This window comes from Streptomyces abyssalis, from assembly GCF_001751365.1.
GTDB lineage: Bacteria > Actinomycetota > Actinomycetes > Streptomycetales > Streptomycetaceae > Streptomyces > Streptomyces abyssalis.
Genome location: NZ_LJGT01000032.1, coordinates 1 through 7,630, shown reverse-complemented (window position 1 = coordinate 7,630; position 7,630 = coordinate 1). Strand labels below are relative to the sequence as shown.

Sequence of the window (7,630 nt, the reverse complement as noted above, 5' to 3'; positions counted from 1 at the left end):
GGGGGGGGGGGGGTGTGGCGCGGTTGCCGGGGCGCGTTCGTGTCACCGGCGGCCACTGCGGCGACTGCGGCTTCCCTCTCCAGGCTGCTTTCCGGGCCTTTTCCCGGGCCTTTTCCCGGGCCGTTTTTGGGGCGGTTTTCGGGGTGGGTACTGTGCCCCGTTGCCGGTTCCTGACGGGGGGTGGGTGGTTTGTCGCTACTCGGGCCCGTGGACGCCGTGGGTGGTGTGGGTGGTGGGGCGTGGGTGGGCAGCGCGGTGTGCGTGGGGTGCTGCGTCTGGCGGCCTGCCGGGGCCTTTTCGATGGACGTCTGCCATGCCACCTGCCACGGGGGCTGCGGTGGCTGGGGCGGCTGGGGCGGCTGCTGCGCCGGTCTTGTGAGGACGCCGGTGTGTGAAGTGACCGCCTTTGCGGCGGCTCGTGCCAGGTGGGGCCGTTCGGGGATCGAGCGGGCGAGGGTCGTACGGCACCGCTGCTGCTGGCGGGTGGAGAAGTGGGGGGAGGGTAGGACGGAGTGGAGGAACTCGCTGCTGCTGTCTTCCTCCATGCGGTCGATGAGGGCGGCGGTCAGGGCGGCGGGTCCGGTGGAGCCGAAGTAGCCTCCGCCGGGCGCCGGATACAGCTCAGCGGCCGTGCTGCGTAGTTTCAGCAGGGTGTCCGGGTCCAACGGGCGGGGTGCGCGGCGGTGATGGAATTCCCAGGCCGCCGTGATGACGGCGTCGGCTTCTTCCTTGTCCTGCGCGCCGGCCAGGGCCTGCACTGTGATCAGTGTCCGCGTGAGGTCGGGGCCGACATCTTCCAGGCCGTGTTCGCCGGCACCTCGCCGGGCGTAGTGCAGTTCGTGGTCGAGCAGTGTCACTGTCGCCGGGTGGCCGTCGAGGGGTTCGCCGGGGGAGTGCAGCAGTACGCCGGCGAGGGCGTCCATGTGGACGGTCAGCACGCCCGGCACCCTCCGTTCACCGTGAACATCCCGTTCATCCTGAACGTCCGGCGCATCGTCTCCGCTGCCGTTGCTGTCGGGTCTGCCGCGCGCGGGCTGCGCGGTGGTCGGCGGCCTCGTAGGCGTCCCAGTCGTCGTGGATGTCTGCCCGGTGCAGTGCCAGGATGTGCTTGCTGAAGCTCAGTTCGGCCAGTTCCTGTACTTGGGCGGGTGTGTAGTGGCGGTAGACGGCCCGGGGGTCGAGTGTGACTGCCGTTGCGGAGACCAGATCCGGGTGGCGGCTGGTGAGCTGCTTCCACCAGCCGTGTGTGGAGCGGGCCGTGAGCAGGACGCGTATCCGGCCGGCCGGCGCGGCCCCGTGCTCCCCGTGCTCCCTGCAGGTCCTCGACCTGAGTGAGGCGTGTCTCGGCATCGTCGACCACGATCAGCGCGGGCCGGGTCAGATGCCGCAGCATTCCGTACGGTGCGGGATGCCGGGCGGGCGTGTCGGAGAGGAACCCGGTCGTCCAGGCACCGTCCGGACCGTGCGGACTGCCGTCCGCCGCCGGGTGCCGCTCACACAGACGACGGGCCAGCTCCGTGCTCAGCCGCGTCCTGCCGGAGCCGCCGTCGCCCTGCAGGACGGCGACGTCCACTGTCCTCGGCTCCTCGCACCATCGGGACAGTGCACCGATCTCCGTGTCGAGACCGAGGAAGCCGGCGACCTCCGAGCGCGCGGAGAGCAAGTACGAAGCGGCCGCGGCCGGTTGAGGCGCGGCGTCGAAGAGCCCGTCGAGATCGGCCGCCTCCAGCCGCGGCCGGAGTCCGCACGCCGTCTCGATGATGTCGCAGAACCCCCGGTCCTGGAGCAACTGCCGTGCCGGCACGGCCTCCAGCCTTCCCTGGGGCCACTGAGGGGGAGGATGGGCGACGACCCCGAGGAGCAGCTGCCCGCAGCACAAGGCTGCCCCGGCCATTCCCCTCCAGGCAGAGCAGTCCCCGCCCGTCTGCTCCGGCGGTCGGTGGTCGGTCCGCACGCTGTAGACGGGGGAAGCGGCCCCGGCGCCGTGGACGCGGCCCGTGACACACTGCGGCTGCAGCACGTCGGCCTCACCCTGGGACGGCCCGCCGAACAGGCGCAGCATCGCCTCTGGCGGGAGCCCGACTGCGCGGACTTCGGGCGTGGTTGGCGTCGTGCCCACCGGTTCTCCCCACCGTACGGGTGTGAATTCCTGCCCCAGGTCCCGCGGCCGGCACCGCAACAGGGCGGTATCGCCGCGCCGCCACGCCACTTAGGCCCGGGCACGGGGTCCCTGGGTTTCATGGTTCGAGACCTGGACGACCGGCAACTCGCTCTCGTGGCCGGCCGCATGCTCCACGACATGCCGCGCGGTGAGAATGACGCCGGGGGCCACCACGCAGCCGGCACCGGCCCGGCCCGCGTACTCCACCGAAACCATGCGATGCCACACGACGGCGCCCCCTTTGTGAGAACGGCCGGCTGCCCCGGGGCCACACCCGGGCCCGGCCTGGTCAGCGATCGCTGCGCCCCGTGCGAGGCGGAGCCGGACAGGCTCCCCCTCGCACGTTCCGCTGACACAGCCATACCACTGCCCACCACGCGTCACCTGCGCATGCGTGAACCTCAATAACTCATTCCGCGCCCCACGCAGAGAATGTCCGCTGCTCCCGGAATGCGGCCTGGTGACGGAATGCCGCACAGGTCCCTGCCGCTGCAGCGTTCATCCCGGACCGGAACGCTCCGGCACACGGCCCGTCGCGCCCGCGGACACGGCGATCGTGAAAGCCCCCGTCGTGAAAGCCCCGTCGCGGAAGTTCCATTGCGGATGCGGCTCTCCTGGAATGCCGCCCGACCCTCGTGATGGCTTGACGGCAGCCGCCGCCGGCGGAGTTCACCGTTCCGCTCCCTGATGTCGCGTCTTCTTCCCGCCGCCACCGGTGGACGAAAGGGGGTCCGGCCTGGCTGCCGGCCTTTCCGGCTGTGCTGGATTCCCCGGGCCGTTCCTTCATGCAGGGCCAGGGCATCCATGAAGCAGGGGCATTCATGAAGCAGGGCATTCATGAAGTCGTCGTGGTCCTTGTGCCGGGGCGGGTCTCCGAGGGCCGTACCGGCGGCGGAGGGCTGCACATGCGTAACGCCTTCCGAATGTCGCGGTCAGGCCGTGGTCCGAGCACGGTTCCCGCTGCGTGCGAGGAGGTGTGCGGCCTGCCCGGCCGCACAGGGCTGCGGGCGTAGCTCGGCTGCCGGAGCTTGACGAGATCGCTGAAGCGCTCTGCCTTCTCGGCGAATTCTTCGGGGGAGACCTTGTGCTGCATGGGCAGGAGCCGGCGGACCTGTGTGGGGAGGTCACGCCGGGTTCTGCCTGCGGCGGTTGTGACCTGAGGTGGAAGAGGCCCGGGGGTCCGGTACGGGAGCTCGGCGGCCAGGGCGGCCGCCGAGGAGATGCCCATGCCCTTGCCGCCGGGGCCCCGCGCACCGATGAGGCAGGTGCCCTCGTTCCCGAACGCGGTAGACAGGAGGCAACAGCCCGACCGTGCGCACCGGCCTCGGGGTTCCTGGGACCGCGGACTGGGCGCGCCCGGCGTTGATCCGTGCTGCCGGGGGAGGTGCCGTGCACAGGGTCGCGACCCGGGACCCCGTGCCCCAGGGTCGCGCCCCTGGGCTGCCCGGGGAAGTGACGGCGCGGGCAAGAGGAGCAACTCCGCGGGCACGGTGGCAGAATCCGCGGGCACGGCGCAGAAGCCGCCGAACGCGGCCGGGACGTTCCCCGCCGCAGCTCGCTGCTCCCGGCCCTCCGGGGGCATGCCTTCCGGGAGAACTCGCAGCCACGGCTCCTGCCGTTCGCCCCCGGCGACCGCTTCCGCATCACCCGCGGGCGGCGTCACCGCCGGTGCCGTCATCTCTTCCCAGGGGCCGGGCACCTTACAGAAATACGTAAGGCCGTTTTCTGTCCAGCTCAACATGTGTTGCCTTACATGCTGTTAGGGTGATGCTTACATTTGAGTTGTGAGGAGAGGGTGCATGCCCGGCGTGTCAACTGTCGGAACCGAGCAGGCTCGCAAGGAGCTGTTCCGGCTGCTGGAGACCGGTGAGAAGACTGTCATCACCCGTGAGACACAGCGGGTGGTCCTGGTCCCGCTGGATGCTCTCACCGAACAGCAGCGCACGGCACTCCCGTTCTGGCCCTCGCACCCTCTGACCCGGGCCCGGGGCACCCTTGGCAACCTCATTACACAGGCCGCTGCCGGCGCTCCGCAGCGCCTGACGAAGCGTGGCCGCGACGTGGCCGTGCTGCTTCCCCTCGACACACCGGCAGCGTTTCCACCGGCCGCTTCTGCCGCGGAACCGCCTGCCGCCGCAGCTGCTCCGTCTCAACATCCCCGCCGCGCCCGTGCGTTGACGGCACCCGCAGCTGCCCTGGACGCCCTCACCACCACCGCCCGCGCCCCGCTCTCCTACGGTCTGCCCGTACTCGATGACGCCACCGGCGGTCTGCTGCCGGGCCGTCTCGCCCTCGTCGCTGCCGCCCCGGGGGTAGGCGGCTCTCTGCTGACCGTGAGCGCGGCCCGCGACGCGGCCGTCGTGCACGGCCGCACCGTGCTCTACGCGGCATCCGGGCTGAGTGCCACGGACGTCTCGTGCCGTGTCGCCGCGGCCCACGCGGGCGCCAACTACCAACTGCTGCGCGCCGGGACGCTCGATGCGCCCGCGGAGGTGACCACGGCTCTGAGTGCCGCCCGGCAGGCCCCATTGTGGATCGATGACGGCGAGGATCTCCGCATCGAAGCGATCGCCGCCACCATCAGGGATGTTGAGGGCCTCGCGCTGCTCGTGGTCGACCGCCTCCAGGCCGCCGGCGACCCGGCCGTGCCGCTCTCCGGCGATGCCCTCCCCGCCGCGACGCGCGACCTGGCCCGCCTCGCCCGTGAACACCAGCTGCCGGTGCTGGCAGCCGTCGACACCGACGATCCGGCCGTCCTCACGCGACTGCGCGCGGACGTCGTCCTCCATCTGCAGCGCGACGGTGAGACGGCCCGACTCACCTTCACGGACGCCGACTTCGGCAGCACCGGCATCAGCGCCCCGACGGTCCGGCTGCGCCCCGACTTCATGCGGGCCCGCTTCCTCGACGGACCTCTCCCGCAGACACCCGCACCAGCGCCTGCACCCGCCCCGCCGCCTTCCGTCCCGTCACCTTCCGGGCCCAACCCCGACAACCCCCCGGCGACGGCCCCCGCGACCCCCATGGAACGCTCTGCCGCATCGCGGTCCGGGTCGGTCGACGCGGACGTGGCCGACCGGATCCGGGCGACCGTCGCCGCCGCGCTCGATGCCGCCGGCGCAGACGCGGACGCCGCCACCAACGCGTTGATCAAGCGGGCCGTGCCCGACGTGATGGGCTGGTTCGACCACACCCGCAAGGGCGGCCGGTACGAACACAGCTCCTTCCCACCGGTGAATGACCTGCTGAAGAAGACAGGCCAGAAGTCCGGCGCGGATGCCGTCTGGGAAGGCCGGCTGAGCTGGAAGAACATGCCGCTGCGCACCGACGCCACCCGCCGCGAGGTCACGGCGCTGGACGCGAACGCCGCCTATCTCGCGGCGTTCAAGACGCATCTGCCGATCGGACAGCTCACCCACGACACCAGCGGCACCCACGACCCCAAGCGCGCCGGCATCCACCTGATCACCCCGCCCGCCTGGGACCACGCCGATCTGCCCTCCCCGCTGGGAGACCGCCGCAAGACCGGCGACGTATGGATCACCGAACCGACCCTGCGCCTGATGCAGCGCTGCGCCCGGGACGGCCTGTGTGAGGCGCCGGTCATCCGCGAATCGTGGACGTCCGGCGCGACGGAGAACGTGCTGGAGAAGCTGCGCCGCACGCTCGCTCTGGTGCGGCGGGAGGCGATCGAGCAGGGCGATGAGGTGACGACGGAGTACCTCAAGGCCGCGTACTCCAAGTTCATCTCCACCATGGGCGAGTCCACCTACAACCGGGAGATCCGCCGTCCGGACTGGATGCACATCCTGCGGAGCCAGGCGTTCGCGAACCTGTGGCTCAAGGCCCACCGGGCGCACAAGGCCGGCCTCACGGTTGTGGAGGTGACCGGCACGGACGAGCTGCACGTGGTCGGTGACTGGCGCCAACTGTGGGATGAGGGACGGGACTTGAGCGAGATGAAGCCCAAGCACACCTACACCCTCGGAGGCAGTGACCAGTGAGTGCCCGCGAAGAGTGGGGCTGGTTCGCCAAGCACAATGCCCGCGGCATCCCCGGCTCCCGAGCCCTGGCAGCGGAGCTGGAGCGCATCGTGCGGGAGACCGGCATCAAGTCCCCCATCACCACCTCGCGCGGCCTGGGCGCCCGGCTGCACTACCTCGACACCGAGGCCGGCCGCGAAGCCCTCCGGAACGCGGGAGTACGGCCGGGCACCCTGCGCCGCTGGCAGCAGGGCAAGGCCAAGCCCAGCAAGGGCTCCCGGGAGAAGGTCGAGCGCGCGTACCGCGAGATCCGCACCCGCAACATGCTCCGCTCCGGAGCGCTGACGAAGCGGCTCCAGCAGGAGGGCCGCGGCACCCGCGTGGAGATCTACCCCGTCAACCAGGCAAACGTCCCGGCCCAGCACCAGCGGGACGTGCCGCAGCGCTCGATCCGCGTGAGGGACTGGGCCTCCATCACCCACGCGTGGGCCGCCGGCGACGACGCGCAGCTCGATCAGGCATGGGGCGACATCATCGCCGACATCGCCTCCGAGTACGTCGCCTACGCCTACGTCTCCGGCATCGGCATCGGAGCCTGACAGGTTGCCGGATCCGCCCCGTCCCACCTGTCGGCGGAACCTGCTGAAGTACGTAGGGGCCGGGCCGTCGTCGGTGCGGGTCGAACTCCTCGTGCAGGTGCTCCCCGTGTTTCGCTGCGAGGAGGAGGTGACGTGCTGATCTGACGCGGCATCGGTCGGTACCGGGGGCCTACCCATCTCAACTCCGCCGAGAACAGCGCTGATCCGCCCCATGTAAGGCCGCCCCACTCCCTTACAGTTATCCTTACAGCTTCTCTGGCGGCTTCCCCATGCCCAGCGAAAACCGGACATCTTCGCAGCTCAGCAAGAGAGTCACAGCCCTCGTGGCTCCACCGAACGCCGGCCGGCTCCGGCTCGCCCCCGCAGTTGCCCCCCTACTGCTCATCTCGTTCCAGCAAGCAGCTTGAGCCGTACTGATCACAGCGACTCCGGCCACCAGAGTGGAGCCGGCTGCCAGATGGTGCGCCGTCACGTACGCAGCGCCTCCTTTCCTGCTATCAGCAGCACCGCTCAATCCCAACGTCGAGTGCACGCCGCCGTTTCGTAGCGGGGGAGGAGCGTCGGAGACGTTTCTCCCCCGTACAACTCCAACCTCCCGCGCGCGCCGCTGCGAAAGAGACGCTGTGGCGTCTGGCTGCATGACGGCGAACGCTCGCGAAAATCAACTGCATTCGCGAGAGGTTGCGGCGGAGCGTTCCGGGTGTGCGGGTGCAGAGGCGAGCTTTGCCGAAGGGGTTAGCAAGCGACATAATCCCCTCTTTTCGTAGCCAGCTTTCCGGCGCGGAGCGCCGGCGTTCTCTTCTCTCTTTCCTCCTTTGTCTTGAGGGAGAGTTGACGAACCGTCCGGCACCACAAGATCAACCCGGAGGGTTGATGCACCGTCAATA

The 7,630-nt window shown here is 70.2% G+C and carries 3 protein-coding genes and 1 pseudogene; 2 read left to right on the top strand and 2 right to left on the bottom strand.

Annotation, left to right across the window (positions count from 1 at the left end):
* Positions 1-938 (bottom strand): annotated as a pseudogene (locus tag AN215_RS00185) (hypothetical protein); the annotation flags it as partial.
* Positions 939-972: 34 nt separating this feature from the next.
* Positions 973-1,350 carry a hypothetical protein gene (locus AN215_RS00180; RefSeq protein WP_070008658.1) on the bottom strand — a complete coding sequence of 126 codons (378 nt, stop codon included), beginning with the start codon at positions 1,348-1,350 and terminating at the stop codon, positions 973-975.
* Positions 1,351-3,969: 2,619 nt separating this feature from the next.
* Between AN215_RS00180 and AN215_RS28260 the strand changes: the two genes are divergently transcribed.
* Together AN215_RS28260 and AN215_RS00170 are read left to right on the top strand one after the other, a co-directional pair.
* The gene (locus tag AN215_RS28260) at positions 3,970-6,165 is read left to right on the top strand and encodes a type II toxin-antitoxin system prevent-host-death family antitoxin (protein WP_171904096.1); all 2,196 of its coding nucleotides are present in this window, start codon (positions 3,970-3,972) and stop codon (positions 6,163-6,165) included.
* Entirely contained in the window at positions 6,162-6,743 is a 582-nt protein-coding gene (locus AN215_RS00170; protein ID WP_070008659.1) for a hypothetical protein, read from the top strand. The genes AN215_RS28260 and AN215_RS00170 overlap by 4 nt, the downstream gene beginning before the upstream one ends.
* Positions 6,744-7,630: the final 887 nt, after the last annotated feature.